The 18993-nt window shown below is 64.5% G+C and carries 17 protein-coding genes; 7 read left to right on the top strand and 10 right to left on the bottom strand.

The window, feature by feature from the left end:
• Positions 1–111 precede the first annotated feature (111 nt).
• Positions 112–1281: a M50 family metallopeptidase gene (locus tag ACSC1W_RS05725; protein WP_435345931.1), complete on the bottom strand. Its 1170-nt coding sequence runs from the start codon at positions 1279–1281 to the stop codon at positions 112–114.
• Between the two features lie 267 nt (positions 1282–1548).
• On the opposite strand from ACSC1W_RS05725, the gene ACSC1W_RS05720 reads away from it, so the two are divergent.
• Both ACSC1W_RS05720 and ACSC1W_RS05715 read left to right on the top strand, forming a co-directional pair.
• Positions 1549–2022: a DUF7992 family protein gene (locus ACSC1W_RS05720; RefSeq protein ID WP_492764717.1), complete on the top strand. Its 474-nt coding sequence runs from the start codon at positions 1549–1551 to the stop codon at positions 2020–2022.
• 7 nt (positions 2023–2029) lie between these two features.
• Positions 2030–2341 carry a universal stress protein gene (locus tag ACSC1W_RS05715; protein WP_435345930.1) on the top strand — a complete coding sequence of 104 codons (312 nt, stop codon included), beginning with the start codon at positions 2030–2032 and terminating at the stop codon, positions 2339–2341.
• Between the two features lie 124 nt (positions 2342–2465).
• On the opposite strand, the gene ACSC1W_RS05710 is transcribed toward ACSC1W_RS05715, so the two are convergent.
• The 3 genes from ACSC1W_RS05710 to ACSC1W_RS05700 form a co-directional block, all read right to left on the bottom strand.
• Positions 2466–3716, bottom strand: a complete 1251-nt coding sequence (locus ACSC1W_RS05710; protein WP_435345929.1) for a magnesium transporter — start codon at positions 3714–3716, stop codon at positions 2466–2468.
• An 835-nt stretch (positions 3717–4551) separates the two neighbouring features.
• On the bottom strand, positions 4552–5541 hold the full coding sequence (locus tag ACSC1W_RS05705) for a sodium:calcium antiporter (RefSeq protein WP_435345928.1): 990 nt from the start codon (positions 5539–5541) through the stop codon (positions 4552–4554).
• A gap of 472 nt (positions 5542–6013) precedes the next feature.
• Positions 6014–7936 (bottom strand): bifunctional metallophosphatase/5'-nucleotidase, encoded by a 1923-nt coding sequence (locus ACSC1W_RS05700; RefSeq protein WP_435345927.1) that lies wholly within the window; start codon positions 7934–7936, stop codon positions 6014–6016.
• Positions 7937–8198: 262 nt separating this feature from the next.
• Between ACSC1W_RS05700 and ACSC1W_RS05695 the strand changes: the two genes are divergently transcribed.
• The 4 genes from ACSC1W_RS05695 to ACSC1W_RS05680 all read left to right on the top strand — a co-directional run bounded on the left by ACSC1W_RS05695 (position 8199) and on the right by ACSC1W_RS05680 (position 11487).
• The gene (locus ACSC1W_RS05695; protein ID WP_435345926.1) at positions 8199–8549 is read left to right on the top strand and encodes a hypothetical protein; all 351 of its coding nucleotides are present in this window, start codon (positions 8199–8201) and stop codon (positions 8547–8549) included.
• 21 nt (positions 8550–8570) lie between these two features.
• On the top strand, positions 8571–8966 hold the full coding sequence (locus ACSC1W_RS05690) for a hypothetical protein (RefSeq protein ID WP_435345924.1): 396 nt from the start codon (positions 8571–8573) through the stop codon (positions 8964–8966).
• A 121-nt stretch (positions 8967–9087) separates the two neighbouring features.
• The gene (locus ACSC1W_RS05685) at positions 9088–9912 is read left to right on the top strand and encodes a helix-turn-helix transcriptional regulator (RefSeq protein ID WP_435346013.1); all 825 of its coding nucleotides are present in this window, start codon (positions 9088–9090) and stop codon (positions 9910–9912) included.
• A gap of 102 nt (positions 9913–10014) precedes the next feature.
• Entirely contained in the window at positions 10015–11487 is a 1473-nt protein-coding gene (locus ACSC1W_RS05680) for an FAD-binding oxidoreductase (RefSeq protein WP_435345923.1), read from the top strand.
• 85 nt (positions 11488–11572) lie between these two features.
• Here ACSC1W_RS05680 and ACSC1W_RS05675 read toward each other — a convergent pair whose 3' ends face one another.
• Positions 11573–11806 carry a DUF6199 family natural product biosynthesis protein gene (locus tag ACSC1W_RS05675; protein WP_435345922.1) on the bottom strand — a complete coding sequence of 78 codons (234 nt, stop codon included), beginning with the start codon at positions 11804–11806 and terminating at the stop codon, positions 11573–11575.
• A 106-nt stretch (positions 11807–11912) separates the two neighbouring features.
• On the opposite strand from ACSC1W_RS05675, the gene ACSC1W_RS05670 reads away from it, so the two are divergent.
• Positions 11913–12824 carry a DUF5995 family protein gene (locus ACSC1W_RS05670; protein ID WP_435345921.1) on the top strand — a complete coding sequence of 304 codons (912 nt, stop codon included), beginning with the start codon at positions 11913–11915 and terminating at the stop codon, positions 12822–12824.
• Positions 12825–13769: 945 nt separating this feature from the next.
• Here ACSC1W_RS05670 and ACSC1W_RS05665 read toward each other — a convergent pair.
• The 5 genes from ACSC1W_RS05665 to ACSC1W_RS05645 form a co-directional block, all read right to left on the bottom strand.
• Positions 13770–14219 (bottom strand): universal stress protein, encoded by a 450-nt coding sequence (locus ACSC1W_RS05665; RefSeq protein WP_435345919.1) that lies wholly within the window; start codon positions 14217–14219, stop codon positions 13770–13772.
• Positions 14220–14279: 60 nt separating this feature from the next.
• Positions 14280–14624 (bottom strand): hypothetical protein, encoded by a 345-nt coding sequence (locus ACSC1W_RS05660; RefSeq protein ID WP_435345918.1) that lies wholly within the window; start codon positions 14622–14624, stop codon positions 14280–14282.
• A 116-nt stretch (positions 14625–14740) separates the two neighbouring features.
• Positions 14741–16954, bottom strand: a complete 2214-nt coding sequence (locus tag ACSC1W_RS05655; RefSeq protein ID WP_435345916.1) for an ABC transporter ATP-binding protein — start codon at positions 16952–16954, stop codon at positions 14741–14743.
• Positions 16955–17971 carry an ABC transporter permease gene (locus ACSC1W_RS05650; protein WP_435345914.1) on the bottom strand — a complete coding sequence of 339 codons (1017 nt, stop codon included), beginning with the start codon at positions 17969–17971 and terminating at the stop codon, positions 16955–16957.
• The gene (locus tag ACSC1W_RS05645) at positions 17961–18959 is read right to left on the bottom strand and encodes an ABC transporter permease (RefSeq protein WP_435345913.1); all 999 of its coding nucleotides are present in this window, start codon (positions 18957–18959) and stop codon (positions 17961–17963) included. Before ACSC1W_RS05645 ends, ACSC1W_RS05650 begins: the two co-directional genes overlap by 11 nt.
• Positions 18960–18993: the final 34 nt, after the last annotated feature.

Below are 18993 nucleotides of genomic sequence, written 5' to 3'. Positions count from 1 at the left end.
CGTCGCACCCTTGTCGGCCGGACTGGCAGTGTCAGTACTGGAGCCATCACCGACATCCTGGCAATCGAAATCTGACCCTCCCACGGCACCATCTCTCGTGAGAGCCGGTTCTCACTGGAGACCGGGTTCGGGGGTCGGCTGGCCGAGTGTCCGTGGCTGTCCGCCTCTCTGAATGACGTCGAACGCCCGCATCATGTCTGTCCGAGAAACGATTCCGACGAGGTCACCTGCCTCGTTGACGACCGGCAGGCGACCGACGCCGTTCTGCTGCATCTGCTGGAAGGCGGTCATCGCGTCGGCGTCCGGGGAGACCGTGTGGAGGTCGGTTGACATCACGTCCTCGACGCGATATGCATCGCGTTCGACTTCTTCGACAGCACCTGCATCGTCCAGCGTCACCATCCCAACGAGATCGCCGTTTCGCAGTACTGGATACCCGATATGGCGCTCGGTAAACATCCGCGCGAGGAGATCAGAGATGGGCGTCTCCTCGGAAACGGTCTCGAGGTTCTCTTCGGGTGTCATCACGTCGCTTACGGTGATGTCTTCGAAAGCTGCCTTGATCGTGGTCTGCTGTGCCTCGCCGGAAGCAGCGATGTAGATGAAAAACGCCAGGACGATGAGAAACCAGTTGATGAACAACCCGAGAAGGCCCAGGCCGAACGCGAACACTTTCCCGACGGCAGCAGCCTGTTGGGTTGCTTTCGCGTGTGGCTGGTTCCGGGCGAGGAGTGCCCGGAGAATACGTCCGCCGTCCATCGGAAAGCCGGGGAGCAGGTTGAACGCAGCGAGCACTATATTCAGGATGGCGAGATAGCCGAAGACGAACCGGGCTGCGTCGACACTCGGCGGGAGACTGGTAAAGGCCACGTAGGAGCCCACGCCGAGGAGGACGCTCACGACGGGGCCAGCGATAGCGATCACCAGCTCGTGACGCCAGTCTTCGGGGAATTCGGTGAAGCTAGCCACGCCGCCGAGTAACCAGAGTGTGATCGAATCGATCTCGTATCCGTATCGCAACGCGACCAACGAGTGGCCGAACTCGTGTAACAGGACGCCGGCAAACAGTCCCAGCGCCGAAGCCAGTCCGAGTACCCACGGGAGGTTCCCCTCCGTCAACTGGTCCGGGTCCATCGTGGCGCCGAACGTCTGGTTTATCACCACTACCAACTCGGCGATATCCCAGGCGATGAATACGGCGAAGAGCGGAAGGACGATCAGGAAGGTCCAGTTGAGCCGGACCGGAATACCGAACGCCGAACCGATTCGGAGTCCTCTCATGTACGAGTGGTAATCCGCGGAGCAGGTTAAAACAGACTGGTAGTCAAATCGAGCGGCAGCAGTAGGACGGTGAGACGCCCCCTCGACCGCATCCATTCGTGACGAACGGACGTACAGCGCCAGGACCAAAGCGGACAGAGTCTACGACAATGTGGGAGTCGACCCGTCACGTAACAGGAACCCTTCCGGGAATTCGATACCAGCGCAGACACAAGGACTCGGGGAACCGTTACACGACTTTATTGTTCTGACGGTGTAATGGTTCGTATGGGACTCGATGTAGCGGTTCCGGAACCACCAGACCTCTCGAACCGAGGGATGCCGCGCGAGTTCGAGTGGGAGGACGAAACGCTCGGGTCAGAGGACTTCTACCGCGAGGATCTCGAAGACCTGCTCCAGGAGGGTGCGTGGAAGGAGGGATTCAACGAGTGGACCGAGTACACGGACCTCGACGAAGGGCACGTTCGAATCGTCAGCGACCTCGGCCTGTTCCAGGCGTTCGACTTCTACTGGGACCCGACCGAAGACCGACTTCGCTTCGACGCCCCGACGATACCGGACGACTGGCGGGAGCGGGACGCGACCGAGTCGTTCGATTCGAGCACAGTTTCGATGATCGACGTCGCGTTACAGGATCTCGGTCGAGCCGTCCACGAGACGCTGCAGGACTACCTCGAACGGAACGACGAAGCCTCCGACTTTGGCTGGGGGAACGAAACGTACGGCAAACGAGGCGAGTGACCCCCGCGTGAGTACTTGCTACCGCGAACAGCAGATCCCACTAGCGGAGCCCACGTACGACCAAATTCTCGCCCCTACGGACGGAAGTATCGAGGCCGAACAGGCTGTCAGTCGCGGGTCCGGCCCCGCACGGTTCTACGACGCGACGGTTCACGCGGTGTACGTGACCGACGAGAGCGAGTACTCGGCCGTTACAGTCGCCCAAGCGCACGAGCAACTGCGGTCCGCAGTAGGGAGACTGGGACGACGAGCGACCGCCGACATCACCGAGACGCCCGCCGAGTTCGACCTGACGGTCGAGCGCGAACGCCGGCAGTGAACGTCCTACGACGAGAGACTCGACTACGTCGAAGAACAGGATTTCGTGATGAAGAGGAGCTCCGGTCGCTCGAACGCCCTCCCCTCAAGGAGACGATGACAGATGCCGTGAAAAGTGAGAGAATTCACAGGAGCACGAGTTGCGCCAGTCCGAGGAAGATAAAGAACCCGAGGACGTCAGTCGCGGTCGTGATGAAGACAGTAGCCGACGTGGCCGGATCGTAGCCGAGCCGATCCAGTACGAGCGGAACGAGTGCGCCGAAGAACCCGGCGATGACGAGATTCAACACCAACGCGATTCCGATGACTAGCCCCAACACCGGGCTCTGGTTGAACAGGGTGGCGATGACAGCCACGATAACTCCGGTAATCACGCCGTTTGCACCCCCCGCAAGCACCTCGTTGCCGATGGCGCGCCTCCCTGTCCGGAGCGAGATCTGCTCCAGTGCGATGCCTCGAACCGTCACGGCCATCGACTGCGTACCGGCGTTACCACCCATCCCAGCGACGACCGGCATGTAGATTGCCAGCAACGTCAACGCCGCGATCGTGTCTTCGAATAGCCCGACAGTCGCTGCAGCGAGAAAGGCGGTCCCGAGGTTGATGATGAGCCACCTGTACCGCCGGCGAACCTTCTCGAGGGCGCCATCGAGAACGCTCTCCTGCTCGTCGACACCGGTGAATTCGTAGAGCGTCTGGCCGGCTTCCTCCTCGATGGCCCGCAAAAGGTCGTCCGCATAGATGACTCCGAGAATGCTGTCGTCTTCGTCGAGAACGACGATTTTACTCCGGGGGTTGGCTCTGAACACTTCGATAACCTCCGAGTCGGACTGTGCGTATCGAACCGTGGGAGTGGGGCGAAGATACTCGGTGATGACCGTCGGCCCGTGACCAGCCAAGGCCAGAGTATGGCCAGGTAACTCCCCCAGCACCTCGTCGTCATCGGTGACGAAGACGGTAGGGAACCGCCCAGTTCGGGCCTCGTGGCGCCGGACGAGCCGTGCCACCTCCTCGAAACCGTGGTCCCTGTCGACGGTGACGTAGTCGAGATCCATCATACCGGCAGCACTGTCCGGGCTGAATTTCAGGAGGAACTCGATTCGTTCTCGTCGATCTGCATTGAGCTGACCGAGTACAGTCTCCTGGGCGTCTCCGTCGAGCAATCCGATCACGTCGGTCGCATCGTCGGGGTCGAGTCGGCGGACGAATTGCCGTACCTCCTGGCGATCCATGCCGTCGAGTACGTCTCGCCGAATCGACTCGGGTAGCTGGAAGAACACGACTCGTTGTCGCGTCCACGGCAGTGCCTGGAACTCCTCACCTGGTGTCTCCGAGGCGGCTATCTGCTGTTGGACGTCGATCGTAGATTCTTGCATACGATTACTTCACCTCGCGTCGCATGAATTCAGGAAACGGACGTGGCGTAGCGGAGTGCGGAGGATTCGAACCGATCCCGAGAGATACGTCGCGCATCGCTCTTCCGACCCCCGAGATCGCTCTTGTTCTGGGGCGAAGTCGAGAAACACGCCGTCCTCATCACGTTTTTCTATGCGCCACTCCGACCAGGCGCGGGCGACGTTTCCACACTCCGTGCAGCGTTTTGGATGAGCCTGGAGGTACGGCTGCATGAAGTCGATGAACGACTGCGTACCATGGCGGTGCGTCGGCATACCTTGTTCGTTCGAGGTGTAAGCGTTTGACCTCCTCCACGCCCTGAAGGGCGTAGAGTCCGACCATCGGATTCGGGCAATGCCCGTCTGTTCCAACCCACACTCGGAGGGAACCGGCGACACACCGGGAGAACGCTCGTTTGTCTCCCCCTCGTAGGGCTGTGGCCCGGCCAACGAGGCCCCATCGGATCCCGTGTCATCGCCGTGGGAACCACCGCTGGTTCGCCACCCCTTCTGGTTCGGAGACGGCATCTCACCGAATCCGTAGCGTCCATGTGAACGGGGGCCACCGGAATAAAGGACACTGTGACAAACAAACCGAGTGTTGCTCGACCCTCGCCTGAAGACGGAGGTATGCGCTCGTCTCTCTATCAGTAGCGAGGAAGTGACCGGGAGGATCGCTCGTTCCTGATGCGACGGCGACGTTTCGGCCGTCTACAGGCGGAACAGGCCGAGTGCCTCGGGGTCGTTCGGAAGATCTTCGATCTTCCGTGATGACGAGAGACATACGGTCTCTCGAACCACTCGACCCCGTGGTAGTTCACTGCCCCGGGAACAACAGCAGCCGCCCCGCAACGAAGGCGAAGTACAGCCCCAGCATATAGCCACCCTCTGTCCGCGTGAATTCCCCCTCTCGCCAGTACAGCGCCCAGCCGAGCAGTCCGACGCCGGCGAGAAGCTTGAACGGGAAGTCCCAGAGGATGACGGCCTGAGGGACGGAGTAGGTCGAGAGGGCGCCGCCGAGACCGATGCCGACGAGGGGATTGACGATGTTGCTTCCGACGAGGGTCCCGAGGGCGACGTTGGGCGACCGCCGGCGGATGGCGTCCATCACGGCCGTCAGCTCCGGCAGTGCGGCGGCCACGCCGATGGTCACGATACCGACCATCGATCCACCGATGGCGAGCGTGTCGACGACCGTCTCGACGACCGAGAGCATGAGCGAGGCAGAGAGCAAGACGAGGACGAGCAGACCCGTGGCAACCACAGCGTCCCGGCGAGGATTTGTACTCGGAGCCTCCCGGAGCGATTGGGTACGCTCTCGACGGGCGAATATCACTCCGACGTACAGCAGGTAGAGACCCAGTAGCAGGAACCCGTCGAGCCGACTGATCGTTCCATCCAGGGCGAACAGCATCGTCACACCGATCGCGCCCAGCATTGGCAGATAGCTCTCGTAGACGAACGCCCGAGAGATGTGAACCGTACCATACCCGATGAGAAGAACGCCGACGAGGAGGAACTGCTGGACGGTCGAAGAGCCGGTGTTCCCGCCGATGACGACGGCCGAGGTAACCTGGTAGTCGAGGACGCCGGAGAGTATTCCGAGTGACGCGACGAGGTGGGAGCTGAGTTCCGGCAGGCTCGTTCCCAACGCGAGGACGGTCATCCCCACGAGGACCTCGTCGACGTCGTAGTACTCGGCGAGCGCCAGCAACCGGCCGATCGCCCTGCTCGCCGCAGTCACGAGCGTGTACAACGCGACCGCCCCGATAGAAATCTGGGTCAGCAATCCGCCAGAGACGAGCATATCAGCGTTCGGCCAGCCAGGTGTCGGTCCAGTCTCGTTCGTAGGCAGGGTCAAACGGTTCGAGGGTCCAGACCGGACAGTTCTCGCACTCCCAGACTCTGCAGACCGCTCCGTCTCGGATCACGACCCCGACAGACGCCCAGGTGTGGGTCTCGCAGGTCGGATCCTCGGACATATGTGGGCCAACAGACGATTGCTCTCGGAAAAAGCCTTTCCGTTGGTCCAACCAGTACTCGCTGGCCGCACGTACGTCCAAGCGGTCCAAATCGACGCAGGTGTGGAAGGAGGTACGTGCCTTCGCCATTCTGGCCGACGGTGGCCGAAAATCACATGGATACGTTCATGGGACACCGTCTAGTTTCGCACCTCCTCGGTCGGCGTTCGTCCTTCGAGTGCGTGCACGATGCTTCAGCGCGAGCGTGGCTCGGTTCGGTCGACCTGGAAACCGGACAGGTCGGCTGCGTGGGTCGCCTCAGCGACCCGGGCGCCCCGGGATTTCGTCGGCCGGGATGCCCGCCTGCAGCACGAAGTGGTCGTACGCGCCAGCGACCGGGAGTTCGAGCAGGCTCCCGTCGTCCGCCGTGTAGTCGTAGTACGCCTCCGAAGGGTCGAACCCGCCGAGCACGCGGAGGGCCGGTTCCCCGGACTCGGTGAGCGCGGTGAGTTCGTCGCGGTCGAAGACCGCCCTGAGTACGCCGTCCTCGCCGTCGCCCCGGACTGCCTGGGCCTCCACGCGCTCGCCGGTCCGCGTGACCGCGTAGAAGCTACCCTCGACCGGTTGCTCGATGGACCCCGGAACCTCGAGGAAGGTGCTGACGCGGTCGCGGTCGACGGTCACGGCCTGTGGGTCCGTCCGGTCGTCGACCCGGAGGATACGGTTCTCGACGCGGGGAGAGACCTCGCCCTTCGACTCGAGCAGGTCGAGCGTGATCGGCCCGAGCAGGCTGTCGGACTCGTGGACGACGTCGGCGTCTGCCAGCTCGTCGAACCCGGCGACGTACGAGTTCGTCACGAACGTGTAGGTCCCGTCCGGGTCGAGCGCCTCGCCCCCGACGTAGACGTTCTCGACCTCGCCGTCGCCGAAGTGACCGGTCCACTCGTACTGGATGCCGCCGACCTGGACGGACTGCTGTGCGCCGAACGAGGACCACGGGAGCGCCGCGACCTGGCTCTCCAAGAGGGTCCGCAGGGTACTCCCCGAGACCTCCATCGTGACGATGGTGTTGGGGAACGGGAGGATGTCGAGCCAGTCGAGTGCGGTGATGCCGCCCGGGCCGTACACCTGGTTCGACCGGATGCCGCCCGCGTTCTGGAGCGCGGCGTCGACCTGGTCCACGCCGGGTGCGTGGCCCTCCACGTACTCCATCGTGAGGTCGCAGATGAGGTTCCCCAGCGCGCTCTCCCGGGCGTAGTTCGTGGCGAACCGGGAGTCGAGTTCGACGTCGGTGGTGAAGTAGACCTGCCCCAGTTCCGCCTCGAGTTCGGCGCGCCACGTCGAGACGATGTCGGCCATCCCGTCGTCGGGGGCGAGTGCGGTGGGGTCGGGGTCGTGTCGCTGCCAGTCGACGAGGTTGCCCTCGGCGTCCAGCGTGAGTTCGCCGAGGTGTGCGAACTCGTCGCCCACCTCGCTGATGACGGTCCCCTCGTGGACCTCGGGCGCGTCCATCGTGACGTCCGAGTGCGACCCGACGATAGCGTCCAGGTCGTCGACCGCCGCCGCTATGTCGTAGTGGGTCGAGTGGTCCGTGTGGGAGGCGAGCACGACGACGTCCGCCCCGGCGTCCTTGAGCGCGGCCGTCGCCTCCTGACTCGCCTCGACCGGGTCGAGCACCTGGTGGTCCGCTGGATAGTCGGTGATGCCGTGGAAGTCCTCGACGCCGCTCCCGAAGATGCCGAGCGTGAGTCCGCCGACGTCGCGGGTCACCCAACGCTCCGTCCCCGGAATCGGATTCCCGTCGGGCGTGAGGAGGTTGGCGACCACCCAGGGAACCTCGCTCTCGCCGAACCGTTCCGTCGCGACGTCGATACCGAAGTCGAACTCGTGGTTCCCGGCCCCGATGGCCACCGGGTCCATGTAGTTCAGCGCCTCGATCATGTGCTCGCCCTCGTGGACGAGCCCCAGAATCGACGGCGCGAGGTCGTCGCCGTTGCCGAGGAACACCGCGTTCTCCCGGGCAGCGCGTCGCTGGTCGATGAGTGTCTGGTACCGGGCGATGTCCATCGCCGTGTCGTCGTTCGGGTCCCCGAACCGGCCGTGGAAGTGGCTGTCGTGGAGGATGGTCACCGTCTCGGCGGCCGCCGCGGCCGCCGTCCCGACCTGCGATAGGCCGAGCCAGCCCGCGGCGAGTCCGCCGCCCGTCGCCGCGAGTACGTTCCGTCGGTTGACTTCGTTCAATTTGTCACTTCGGTCGCTAGTGTTTACCATGCCATTCCCGGTTTCAACATGTAGAAGTGTTAATGTTAGGGTGGTCGTCGGAAAGGTTACCGGGTGCCGCGGGCTCAGACCTTCGTTTTCGGACGCCTCGAACCCTGCTGAACGGATTGAACGTCGATAAACCCGCGTGGACAGTTTCCACCTTTCATGACCCCTGCACTCCGAGGCCGAACTGGAGGCACCCCCAACAATGAAACGTAACAAGATTGTCGTAATCGCCCTCGTGGCAGTCGTAGCGACGGCGGGTGTGGCCGTCGCCGTTGCCGGGAGCGTCTCGGCACAGCCATACGCCGACGATTCGGACTACGACACCGACGATCCGGACTACAGCAGTGACGACGATGACGACGACCGTCGTGGCGGCCCCAGCGACAACGGTCCGTCCAACGCGAACAACGCGCAAGGGCCCCCCGTGGACATGCCCGACCAGGTTCCCCACCACGTCGTCGAGATACACTACGAGATTCGAGACTTCCTCGATGGCTACTTCAGCGGGACGCTCGGTGACGCCATCAGCGAACTCACCCCCGACGACGGTGCTGCCTCGGTGAACGCTGCGGGCGCGAGCGCCTGAACCAGAACGACTCACCTCACCATGTTTTTCGAGTACCCACTACTGGCCGCTAGATTCGACCCGTTCGAAGGACTCGTCGTGTTCGCAGCCAGCCTGCTCGTCGGCGGAGCCGCGATACACGTCGCCGCCAGACACGCCGTCTACCGGGATACTCCCGGTGGGCTGACGTACGAACACGCCGTCGTCACGGCGCTGTTCGGCGCGGTGGCGTGGGCGCTGCTGTCCTGGGTCCCCCTGATCGGCTCTCTGCTCGCCCTCGCCGGATGGGTCGGCGTCATCCGGTGGCGCTACCCGGGCGGCTGGACCGATGCGGTCGTCACCGGGGCGGCGGCCTGGGCGGCCGCCGTCGTCGTGCTCGCCGCCCTGGAACTGCTCGGCGTCGGCTCGGTGTCGGCGCTGGGCGTCCCCGGCGCGTAAGGCTCGTTTCGGCCGGTTCCTCGCCGGTCGTCTCGGCGACCCCAAGTGTTCCGTCCACCGGCCGAATCGGACGATGGACACACACCGGATGACCTATTATCCGGGCATGAGTAGCGCTAGCATGGACGCTTCGATCGAGGAAATCGAGTTCCTGGCGCGGTCGGACCATCGTGCCGGCGTGCTCGACACACTGGCACGACACCCCTGCGACCGGGCGGACCTGCAGCGGGCGACGGGTGCGTCCTCGCCGACTGTGGGTCGAATCCTGGGCAACTTCGAGGACCGTCGATGGATCACCAGAGACGGTGCGACGTACGAACTGACGCCCCTGGGCGGGTTCGTGGCCGAGCGGTTCGCCGACCTCCGCAGTGCGATGCGCACCGAGCGCAAACTACGCGACGTCTGGCGGTGGCTCCCGCGCGAGATGGAGGGGTTCTCCGTCGACCTGTTCGCCGACGCGGTGGTCTCGTATCCCGGACCGGGCTATCCGTACCAGCCGGTCGAACGCATCTCGCAACTCATCGAGGAGACCACCGCGATGCGAGGGTTCGGCACGACGGTCTTCAAGTCCATCAACAACGAGACCGTCTGTCGAGGGGTCCTGAGTGGCATGGACTTCGAGTACATCTACTCCCCGGAGGTCCTCGAAGCGACCATCGCGTGGAACCCCGAACGTGTCGCACAGGCGGCCGCGTGCGAGAACTGTACCATCTTCCTGCACGACGACCTGCCCGACGAGAACCGGTGTGGAATCGGCATCTTCGACGACCGCATCGGCCTCTGCTGTCACGACGCCGAGACGGGGATGCTCGAGGCCGTCGTCGATACCGACGCCGTCGAGGCCCGCGAGTGGGCCGTCTCCGTCTTCGAACGACATCTCGCCGACGCCCGACCGATAGACGCCGACGAGAAGGCGGAGCTCTTCCCGTCGACGCCCGTCACGTGACCGGTCGGGGTCGGCGCTCTGTACGGCGGCTTTCACGCCGTGAAATATTTCACTGGGAATCATCACGTTCTCCGCCCCCGTACCTCTCTCGAGGAGGAGACAATGACAAGACAGAGACCGACCGGAGGTCCCGACGCCCAGACGAGCATCGTCACTCGCGAGGGCCCGACCGTGACGCTGTCCGAGGAGACGGTCGAGACGTTCAGCCAGCGCGTGCGCGGTCCGCTGCTCTATCCGTCGGATGCGGGGTTCGAGGTGGCGACGACCATCTGGAACGGCATGATAGAGAAGGAGCCAGCGCTCGTCGTCCAGCCGACGGGGACCGCCGACGTCGCTGCGGCCGTCGACTTCGCGCGCGAGCACGACCTCTCGCTCTCGGTTCGCGGCGGCGGCCACAACATCGCCGGGACGGCGCTGGCCGACGGCGGCCTCACCATCGACATGTCCCAGCTCACCGGCGTGACCGTCGACCCCGATTCCCGGACTGCGACGGCCCAGGCCGGGTGCCTCCTCGCGGACCTCGACCGGGAGACACAGCTCCACGGACTGGCCACGCCACTCGGCTTCGTCTCCGAGACTGGTCTGGCCGGGTTGACGCTCGGCGGCGGCTTCGGCTACCTCACCCGCCGGTACGGGTGGACGGTCGACAACCTGCTCGAGGTCGAGGTCGTCACCGCGGACGGCACGGTCAGGCGTGCCAGCCGCGAGGAGAACGAGGACCTCTTCTGGGCGCTCCGCGGTGCCGGGCACAACTTCGGCGTCGTCACGAGCTTCACCTTCCGGCTCTACGACGTCGGACCGACCGTGTACGGCGGGCTCATCGCGTGGCCCTTCGAACGAGCCGACGAGATACTCGAAGCCTACAGGGATATCACGGCCCAGGCTCCCAGGGAGCTGACCGTGTTCCACCTCGTCCGACGAGCCCCGCCTGCACCGTTCGTCCCCGACGAGTGGCACGGCGAGTTGATCTGTGCCATGCCCGTCTGCTACACCGGCGACCTGGGCGAGGTCGACGAGGCGCTCGCCCCGATTCGGGCGCTGGGCGAACCGGTGGTCGACATCCTGCAGGAACAGCCCTACACCCAGTTGCAGTCGTACCTCGACGCCACCCAGCCGAAGGGCAACCACTACTACTGGAAGACCGAGTTCGCGGCCGAACTGAGCGACGACCTGCTCTCGACCGTGCAGGAACTCGGTGACGAGTGCCCCATCCCGGGGGCGCAACTGGTCGTCGCCCACATCGGCGGGGCACTCAACGAGCGCGAGTGGGACGACGGCGCCGTCGGCAACCGGGACGCCCAGTTCGTGTACGGCGTCGCGGGGATGTGGGACCCGGACGAGCCGAAGGGTGAGGAGTACCAGCAGTGGGTTCGCGACGCGTGGGCCCGGCTCCGACCGTTCTCGACCGGCGGCAACTACGTCAACTTCCAGACCGCCGACGAGGACCCAGAGCGCGTCCGGGCGACCTACCGCGACAACTTCGACCGACTTCGAGAGGTCAAGGCGAGGTACGACCCCGACAACGTGTTCCGGGCGAACCGGAACGTCAGTCCGTCGAAGACCGGGGGTCAGTAGCCGAGTGTACCCAGGCCCGGGCACCAGAGACCGTCGTCGAGGTACCTCGACGCGTGACAGACGTGACGGGCCCCGAGCGTGGCCCTCACCCGGACAGGGCGAGGAGAACGGTTATCACGCCGCCAGCAGCGACGCACCCACCGATCACCTTCGTGAGCAGGACGTTCCAGTCGGCCGGTTCGACGCTCCCGACCTGCCGACTGCTGCCGATGGCGTCGAGGTTCTCCTCGAACCGCGTGATGACGTAGGCGTGTCTCACGCCGAGGAGTCCGAGTCCCAGCAGCACGAGTCCGAGGAGGACGCCCTGAATCGCGACCATAGGGAAACCGGACGTACGTTCCGTGCTATGCGAGAAAAGCCTTTCACTATGACCGCTGGCCGACGTATTTAGTGCCGGCCCGAGAACGGGGTATCGTCGTTCACCCATGGCAGGCTACATCGAGACCGCCCGGTTGCTGGACAGCACCACTCTCCGGGCGATAGTTCACGCGATTCGTGGCGACGCTGACCGGTTCGACCCACCCGAGACGCCCGACCCAGCACTCGTCGGCCCGGTCGACCGCCCCTTCGACTCGATACCGGACGCTGCCGACCGCCTCTCGCGTCTCGAAACGCGCTTGCGGGACCGGGAGGACAGGCGTTCCGTCTTCCTGACCATCTACGTGCAGATGACCCGGGAGGTCCACGATGGGATACGTGGCGGCCGGTTCGCGGACCCCGACTGGATGCGACGCTACCTCGTCACGTTCGCGAACTACTACCGCCGGGCGTTTCTCGCGTTCGAACGCGGGAACCTCGATGCCGTCCCCGACCCGTGGCGTCTCGCCTTCGGTTCTGCTGTCGACGGTCAGACGCTCGTCGTCCAGGACGCCTTCCTCGGCGTGAACGCCCACATCAACCACGACCTGGCGCTCGCCCTCCACGACGTCGGTATCGACCCGAACCGGGACCAGAAGTACGCCGACCACAGGGCCATCAACGGCATCCTGGCCCGACTGGTAGACGTCCAGCAGGAGGTGCTCGAACGGACGTACGCCGCGGGCGTCGACGACGTCGATGCGATATTCGGCCGGTTCGACGAGTCCCTCACGTTGCGCTCGATGACGGAAGGCCGCGAGCAGGCGTGGCGCGTCGCGGTCGTCCTGACCGACGTCGGGGTCGCGGCCGCCAGGTCCGTCGCCCGCTGGGTGTTGCGAGCGACTGCGACCGGTGGGGGGTTCTTCGTCCTGAGTCCGCACCTCGACCCCTCGGTCGTGCGAACGCTCCGGACGGTAGAATCGGAGGGCATCGATACGATTCTGGAGCGGGTACACGAGCAGGTCGACGGAGGTTCGTGACCTGGAACTCGGCACCACGACGAGCGCGACACCAGACAGAAAAGATAAGTATCTATTAACAGATTACATATTTGTTTTACCCTGGACCGACGTTCGTTCGTTGCAGGGTCGACGGTCACGCTGGACGTCGGTTCGACGGACGAACGCCGAAACCATCGGCGAGCGCCGGGGGAGCACTCCCCCAAGAGTCGCGAACCTGGTCGAATCGTCGGTTCGGCGTGCGGAACCGTGCTTCGACCGGGTTCCCGTCGGTTCGTCGACCCGGACGGTCATCCAGACCGAGTGAGAACGCTGTCATCACGGGCCCGTTCGCTCGAACCGCAATCCCTCGACGCGCTCGAAGCGCCGTGGTTCGCACTCGGTGTCCGCGACTGCCACTCGTTCCCGACAACCTCGACGTGTCTCGGCGTCCCGTTCGACCGGGCGCCAGTGATATCAACTATTGTATGTATCTCGTGCCTGTATTCTGTTACTATTGGGGAGCCTGCTCGTCACGGAGACCGTCGATTCCGAACGGCCCCGGGACGCCCGTCTGCTCGGGCTGTAGCGTTCGACTGGCGGGGACGATTCGTCGACGTCGATACTGTCTGAATACAAAACCTTATGATGGCCGTCGACGAACACCGTACTGGCTCCTGGCAGTGAGCCCAGGCACCTGTCATGCCAGATACTGCTACCCCGGATAGACGCGTTCGACCAGTGCCGCGACGGGCGTCTGAACAGTCACCGTTCTGATGCCCGTCGCGGCCGGAACGCAGGAGTCCTTCGTACCCACGTCCGAGGATACCCGTCCGCAGACATCGTGGAACGTCTCTGCCCGCCGAGACGTCCGTCTCCTCCGTGATCGATTCCGACGAGCAGGACGAGTCGGGACCGCTCGCACGTTCCACTCGTCTCTCGGACCCGACGACGGGCGGGTCGCAGTCCCGGTCGGCGGTCCCCGTTTCAGCGCGTCGCGAGCGTGACGTACCCGTCGAAGTTCAGCGCGACACGCTGGGCGACGTCACCGAAGAGGGCCTTGCCCGTGGGCGACCGGTGCTCCCCGAACAGGAACACGTGGTCGCAGTCTCGCTCTTCCGCGACGTCGAGGAGCGCCGCCGCCGGGTCGTCCGTCGCCCGGGCGACGACGGTGACGTCGACCGCGTCCGGGACGTCGTCCTCGACGAACGACGTGACGTCGGCAACTGCGCCGTCGAGGACGGAGTCGCTGGCGTAGTTCGTGTTCTCCACCCGGCCGATGGACTCCAGCGTCTCGGCGTCGGCCTCGAACTGGTCCTCGGTCATGGTCGTGAGCAAGACGAGACTTGCCTGTGCGCCCACTGCGTGTTCGAACGCTTCGACGAGCAGTTCGCGATGGTCGGCACTCTCCTCGACGAGTACTAGTCCTCGTTGCATCGTGGTCGAAGTGACACGTGAACCAAGATAAACCCATCGTCACCCGGGAGAGACGGACCGTCACGAATCGCCCTGTGCGTCGAGGATGTCGACGAACCGGTCTGCGAACTCGACCGTCCGGGTCGGGAGGCCGTATCGGTCGGTCCCCATGTCCACGTCACGGAGTGCAGACACGAATTCTCCGGTGTGAGACATCGTCGTCACCGACTCGCGGACGTCGACGGTGAGTTCGCCGTCCTCCGTGTCCAGCCACGGTTGTTTGCGCTGGGCCTCGTCGTACTCGATGGTGTACGTCTCGCCGCCGACTGCGTCGACGACGTCGTCGACCGTCCCGACCTCGACCCTGTCGGCGTCCGAGACCAGCCACAGCGTCCCATCCACGCACTCGGGTTCGTACCGTCTCATGGTGGTACCGTTCGCCTGTCGCGTATTAATTCCGTGGGGTCGGACCCGACCGCGTCCTGGCCCACGTCGGCCATCGAAGCGTGTGACAGGGGACACCGATTGGACAGCGTCTCGGCTCAGTCGCCGTCGGCCGGTCTCCCGTCCGAGTCCGCCAGGGGTTCGCTGTCCCAGTACGCGTGGCCCGGGTCCTCGCGGAAGCAGGCGGCCTTCCCGTCCCCGTCGTCCAGGGACTGCAGGGCCGGCTTCTCCTCGCGACACGCCTCGCGCGCGACCGGACAGCGCGTGTGGAACCGACAGCCAGACGGCGGGTCGACCGGGTCCGGGACGTCGATCTCTCTGATGGGCGGGTCCGTCGCCTCCATCGCCTCGAGGTCGAGCGACGGCGTCGCCCACCGGAGCACCTCCGTGTAGGGATGGCGCGGGTCGTGGATGAGCCGTTCGGCGGACCCGATCTCGACGATCTCGCCGAGGTACATCACGGCGATGCGACCGTCTCCGTGCTCGGCGAAGTAGCGCGCGTTCGAGAGGTCGTGCGAGATGAACAGGAACGACGTGTCGAACTCCGTCTGCAGTTCCAGCATCAGGTCCATGATGCCGATGCGTAACGAGACGTCGACCGCACTGATGGCCTCGTCCGCCAGGATGGCGCTCGGGTCCATCAGCAGCGCCCGCGCGAGGGCGACGCGTTGCTTCTCCCCGCCAGACAGCTGGTGCGGGTAGCGGTCGAGGAAGTCACCGGGCGGCGACATCCCCACGCGCTCCAGGAGCGACCGGATGCGGAGCCGGCGTTCGTCCCCGTCGATGTTCGGGTGGGTGTGACGGAGCGGTTCCGAGAGGATGTCGACGATGCGCCGGTTCGGATTCAGCGCACTCCCGGGGTCCTGGTGGATTATCTGGAGCGACGACCGGATCTCGCTGAACGGGACGTCGCCGTCGCCACGCTTCGCCTCCCAGATGTCCGTTCCCTCGTACTCGATGGAGCCGCCGGTCGGGCGCTGGAGGCCGATCATCGTCTTCCCGAGCGTCGTCTTGCCACAGCCACTCTCCCCGAGCAGGCAGACCAGGTCCTGCTCCTCGATGTCGAGCGAGACGCCGTCGACTGCCCGGACCGTCTCGGGGTCCGAGGTGAACCGCTCGAACAGTCCCTGTTCCTTCTCGAAGTGGACCTCCACGTCGTCGAGCGACAGCAGTGGCGTCCCGTCGTCGCTGGTGCCGTGGCCGGTCCCCGACTCGTCGGTCGACGGGGACGGACTGTCGGACGAACGCTCGTCGCCCGACTGCCCGAAGTTGAGTGGAATCTCCTCGCGGGCAGTCTCCCGGTGGTGACACGCCGCCCGATGCGTCCCGGCGACGTCGACCGCATCGAACGCCGGGTTCTCGGTCCGACACTCCTCCGTCGCGAGTTCGCATCGTGGATGGAACCGACAGCCGGTCGGGACGTTCACGGGTGCGGGCCCCTCCCCCTCGATGGGTTGCATGTCTTCGAGCGGTGCGTCCACGTTCGGCGTCGCGTTGAGTAACTCCCGGGTGTAGGGATGTGCCGAGTTGCCGATTATCTCGTCGCGTGGCCCGATCTCTGCGAACTGGAACGCGTAGATGATGGCCATCCGGTCGGCGAGCGACGCCACCAGCGGGAGGTCGTGGGTGATGAAGACGATGGTGAGGTCGTACTCGGACTGCAGGGTCTCGAGCAACTGCAGGATCGACCGCTGCATCAACAGGTCGAGTGCCGCGGTCGGTTCGTCCATCACGAGCACCTCCGGGTCGAGCACCATGCTCAGGGCGATGAGCGCCCGCTGTTGCATCCCGCCGGAGAGTTCGTGGGGATACGAATCGAGGACACGTTCCGGTTCGAGGTAGAGGTTCTCGAGGAGTTCCCAGGCGAACGCCATTCCGTCGTCGACGTCCCGGTCGTGACTCAGGAGCGTCTCCTTGAAGTGGGCGCCGATCTTCATCGTCGGGTTGAACGAACTCATCGCGCCCTGGAAGACCATCGACACCTCCTCCCAGCGGAACTGCCGGAGTTCCTCGTCGTCCAGTTCGAGGACGTCCACGGACGTCCCGTCCTCGCGGTTGTATCGAATCTGTCCGGTGAGGACGCCTGGGTCGGGGACGGCGTCGAGGAGCGCAGAGGCGAACATCGACTTCCCACTGCCGCTCTCGCCGACGATTCCCAGCACCTCCCGGCGTTCGATGTCGACGTTGACGTCGTCGAGGACGTACGTCTCGCCGTCACTGTAGGTGACGTTCGTGTTCCGTATCTCCAGGATCGGGTCGTCGACCCCTCGGTCCGTCACTGCCGCGTCGGTGGATGAACGTTCGGTTGCCATCTAGAGTACCTCCGTCGTCGACGTGCTGTGTTCTTCCTCGACGGACTCGGATTCGCCCGTGAGACGGGTGCGTACCCGCGGGTTGAATATCCGGTCCATCCCCTGGCTGACGAGGATGAGACCGAACGAGAGCCCGACGATCGCGATTATCGGGACGAGGAACCAGTGTAGTGCCTGCATCGTGAACAGGCCACCCTGGTTGTAGGCGTTGTTCAACGTGACGCCCCAGTTCTGTCCGGAGTAGGGCAGCACGCCGATGAAGTACAACCCGACGGAGGCGAAGATGGTGTAGCGTGCAGCGAGCACGAAGTTCACCATGACGTAGGGCATGATGTTCGGGAGCACGTCCTTGCGGATGATTCGCGGCGTGCTCGTGCCCATCGTCCGGGCAGCCTCGACGTAACTCTCCTCGCGAATCGAGAGGACCTGCGACCGGATCGAACGCCCGAGCCCGGCCCAGTAGTTGATGGTCAGGATCACCCCGAGGAAGACGGGGTTCTTCGGACTGAACGTGATGGCCAGGACGATGACGAGTGGCAGGCCGGGAATCGCCATGAAGAAGTCGGAGATGGACATGATGACGGTATCGACGACACCGCCCTTGTAGCCCGAAACCGTGCCGACGACGATGGCGACGCCCGTCGCCCACACGCCACCTGCGACGACCATCGACAGGATGAACGGGGTCGAGTCGATGATGAGCGCGAGCAGGTCGACGCCGGACTGGGTCGTCCCCAGGGGATACGACCAGTTCTGGAACGGTGGGAGGAGTCGCCCGGCCTGACTCGGACTCGGGTCGCGCCAGAGTCCGAACAGTTCGACGCCCGCCATCGCGACGTAGACGCTCAGGATGAGGATTCCGAATCGGGTGCGCGCGTCCGACCACGCGACGACTGCCGGTTCGTACACCTGTCGTCGGTACGTCTCCTCGAGTCGGTCCCGACTGCTCATCTCGACCGACGAATCGCCGGAGCGCCAGTCGATGTCCTCCGACGACGATTCCGACTCAGTAGCCATCGGACTCACCCGTGCTGATGCGTGGGTCGAGCAGTCCGTACGTCATGTCCGCGACGAAGACCGACACGACGAGCGTCGTCGTGATGACGAGGAAACACCCCATCATGAGCGGATAGTCGTTCGCGTTGACCGCCGCGATCAGGTAGTCGCCGAGCCCCGGGTACGTGAATATCTCCTCGAGGATCACGGTCCCGCCGAGTCGGAACCCGATCAACAGGAGCAGGCCCGTGTACATCGGCAGGATGGCGTTCTGGGCGACGTACCGCGTCGCGATGCGGGTGTCGGAGAGGCCGCGAAGTCGAGCGACCTCGACGTACTCCTCGCCGAGCACCTGGATGCCGTTCCCCCGCATGTTGAGTGCCGTAGACCCGATTCCGCCGATGGTGAACGCGAGAATCGGCAACACGGCGTGTCGCAGGACGCTCACGTAGTACTCCAGTCCGACGGCTGGCGTGAGGCCCCGTGCGTGCGCGCCGCTCGTCGGGAAGAACCCCTGCTGGAACGCCAGCACGTACAGGAAGATGACGGCGAAGATGTAGTACGGGACGGACATCAGGAGGGTCGACCCCCCCGAGACGACCGTGTCGAACGTCGAGCCTTCCCAGTACGCCTGGACCGCACCGATGAAGACGCCGACGACGAACATCAACACCGTCGACGTGACGACGAGGAAGACCGTCCAGGGGAGTGCCCGTGCGAGGACGTCCATCACGGGTTCGTTGAGGGAGATCGACTGACCGAGGTCCAGCTGGACGAGCCCGACCATGTAGTCGAGATACTGGACGTGCAGTGGGGCATCGGGTCTGATGTTCTGGAGCGCCTCGATGCGGGCGTCGACCTGTTCGTTCGGAACGCCCTGACGGACGAGCTGGATCCGGAGTTGCGTGAACGGTCCACCCGGGAGGAGTCGTATCAGCCCGAACGTGAGCGATGCGACTGCGAGGATGGTCAGCGGAATCCGCGCTGTCCGTCTGAGATAGTAGTTCATTTGTTGCTCTCTGGTGTACTGTCGTTCACAGTAG

It is taken from the genome of Haloarchaeobius marinus, assembly GCF_051207415.1.
GTDB lineage: Archaea > Halobacteriota > Halobacteria > Halobacteriales > Natrialbaceae > Haloarchaeobius.
This window is presented reverse-complemented; position numbering and strand designations above follow the sequence as displayed.

What these genes read in the sequence shown, in the direction of transcription:
- ACSC1W_RS05725 (WP_435345931.1), bottom strand. Translation starts at nt 1,281, where the DNA reads ATGAGAGGACTCCGAATCGGTTCGGCGTTCGGTATTCCGGTCCGGCTC.
- ACSC1W_RS05720 (WP_492764717.1), top strand. Translation starts at nt 1,549, where the DNA reads ATGGGACTCGATGTAGCGGTTCCGGAACCACCAGACCTCTCGAACCGA.
- ACSC1W_RS05710 (WP_435345929.1), bottom strand. Translation starts at nt 3,716, where the DNA reads ATGCAAGAATCTACGATCGACGTCCAACAGCAGATAGCCGCCTCGGAG.
- ACSC1W_RS05705 (WP_435345928.1), bottom strand. Translation starts at nt 5,541, where the DNA reads ATGCTCGTCTCTGGCGGATTGCTGACCCAGATTTCTATCGGGGCGGTC.
- ACSC1W_RS05690 (WP_435345924.1), top strand. Translation starts at nt 8,571, where the DNA reads ATGTTTTTCGAGTACCCACTACTGGCCGCTAGATTCGACCCGTTCGAA.
- ACSC1W_RS05685 (WP_435346013.1), top strand. Translation starts at nt 9,088, where the DNA reads ATGGACGCTTCGATCGAGGAAATCGAGTTCCTGGCGCGGTCGGACCAT.
- ACSC1W_RS05680 (WP_435345923.1), top strand. Translation starts at nt 10,015, where the DNA reads ATGACAAGACAGAGACCGACCGGAGGTCCCGACGCCCAGACGAGCATC.
- ACSC1W_RS05675 (WP_435345922.1), bottom strand. Translation starts at nt 11,806, where the DNA reads ATGGTCGCGATTCAGGGCGTCCTCCTCGGACTCGTGCTGCTGGGACTC.
- ACSC1W_RS05670 (WP_435345921.1), top strand. Translation starts at nt 11,913, where the DNA reads ATGGCAGGCTACATCGAGACCGCCCGGTTGCTGGACAGCACCACTCTC.
- ACSC1W_RS05665 (WP_435345919.1), bottom strand. Translation starts at nt 14,219, where the DNA reads ATGCAACGAGGACTAGTACTCGTCGAGGAGAGTGCCGACCATCGCGAA.
- ACSC1W_RS05660 (WP_435345918.1), bottom strand. Translation starts at nt 14,624, where the DNA reads ATGAGACGGTACGAACCCGAGTGCGTGGATGGGACGCTGTGGCTGGTC.
- ACSC1W_RS05655 (WP_435345916.1), bottom strand. Translation starts at nt 16,954, where the DNA reads ATGGCAACCGAACGTTCATCCACCGACGCGGCAGTGACGGACCGAGGG.
- ACSC1W_RS05650 (WP_435345914.1), bottom strand. Translation starts at nt 17,971, where the DNA reads ATGGCTACTGAGTCGGAATCGTCGTCGGAGGACATCGACTGGCGCTCC.
- ACSC1W_RS05645 (WP_435345913.1), bottom strand. Translation starts at nt 18,959, where the DNA reads ATGAACTACTATCTCAGACGGACAGCGCGGATTCCGCTGACCATCCTC.